The sequence below is a fragment of the Gammaproteobacteria bacterium genome, from assembly GCA_003696665.1.
GTDB lineage: Bacteria > Pseudomonadota > Gammaproteobacteria > Enterobacterales.
This window is the reverse complement of record RFGJ01000261.1, coordinates 1-1,538: the sequence shown is the minus strand read 5'-3', so window position 1 is coordinate 1,538 and position 1,538 is coordinate 1. Positions and strand designations below refer to the sequence as shown.

Genomic DNA, 1,538 nt, shown 5'->3' with positions numbered 1-1,538 from the left:
CCGACTTCACGAGCGCTCGTGTTCGTCGAGCAGGCGCTGCCACTTTTTTAAGGCTTTAAGCTCCAACTCCTTTTCACCCAGGGCTGCATAAGCCTGCGCTAGTTTGTCCTCGTATTGTTCTCGAAGGTCTTTGGGGCGTGCCCGGAAACTATTCTCCATGGCCGATATCCCTTCATCTACCCAGCGCTGCACTTCACTTGGGGTGAAGTCATAACGGCGTGAGACTTCAGCAACCGTTATTTTGCCCTTGAGTATATTCAATACAACTTCGGCTTTGCGCTTCGCCGTCCAGCGTTTGATTTCAGTTTTTTGCGCTTTCATTTGACTCCTCCTGTCTGCATTATAACCTGTGCAGTTCTGGCGGGGGTCATTACAAATGTCGGCTCCTGAATGCCATTTGGAACGCATCGCATACGCCGGTCACTCATCCGCTCAGCCAAGGACGAGCCGATGACCATTCGCGAAAACAGGTCAGTGAACACGCATAGATATAGCCACGCTACGTCCGCCCACAAATAGATGATGTCACTGACCCATTTCTGTTGGGTGGTACAGCCTCTTTGATCCTGCTTCAGTTAATTGGGTGGCACCGGCATGGTCTTTACTGGGCTCAAAAGCTTTTTCCATCGCTTATCCAATCCCGCTTGCCGCTTGGGCCATCGTGCTCGGCTTATTCGCCCGTTTAAGCCAAGTGTAATGGCCACTTCTAGAGACGCCAAACACAGTGTCTTGATTCCGAACTAGCTTGTATGCCTTTCATAGAGGCTTAGTTCACTTCAGGCGGGCGATTTTCGCCGCTTTCGTCCGTTCAATCTAGCTCTGACTTCTGGCTCTTTTGGCCTTGGCCCGCCATTTCTACAGCAACGCTAGTTTGCAGCCAATTCCGCTGTTGCTTTGACACCAGTCTGCGAGGCCAAGGCTAATAAAACCTCTTTCCTACACTCATCTGAATAGCGTTTCACCGCTAGCTTGCTTTGGTTTGGTCTTGTCCTGGTCTACCTCCATTACACTTTTGTATGCTCGCTTGACGGGGTTCCCATCAGTCTTGGCAAGGAGCCGTTTACTAGCTTTGCGGCTAGGTAATAGACGTTCAAACCTTCCACAAGATTATTTTTGCCTTTTATTATCAATCTCCGAATTCGTCTTTCTGTCGAAATCGCAGTCCCAACTTTAGCTTATCAATTATTTTTCTTTGTGTTGAACCATCACCATAGGGGTTGTGTGCTCGACTCATGCGAGAATATTCGTCGGAGCTATCTAGCAATAAATAAACGTTTCTTATAATTTCGTCTTTTCTGTTGCCCACTAAACGGACTGTTCCTGCTTCTACAGCCTCCGGCCGTTCGGTGGTTGCTCGCATCACCAATACAGGCTTGCCGAGGCTCGGGGCTTCTTCTTGTATGCCGCCGGAATCGGTCAAAATTAAGTAGGCACGCTGCATTAAGTACACAAATGGTAAATAGTCCTGCGGCTCAATCAAAATCACATTATCAATACCAGAAAGGATGCGGTTGACAGGTTCACGAACATTGGGATTG

Annotated in this window: 2 protein-coding genes; both read right to left on the bottom strand. The window is 48.6% G+C overall.

Annotated elements, in window-relative coordinates; translation table 11 throughout:
- Nucleotides 1–6: 6 nt before the first annotated feature.
- Nucleotides 7–321, bottom strand: a complete 315-nt coding sequence (locus D6694_07200; protein ID RMH43164.1) for a DUF1153 domain-containing protein — start codon at nucleotides 319–321, stop codon at nucleotides 7–9.
- Nucleotides 322–1,126: 805 nt separating this feature from the next.
- Nucleotides 1,127–1,538: UDP-N-acetylglucosamine 2-epimerase (non-hydrolyzing) (locus D6694_07195; GenBank protein RMH43163.1), on the bottom strand; the 412-nt coding region annotated here is incomplete at its 5' end.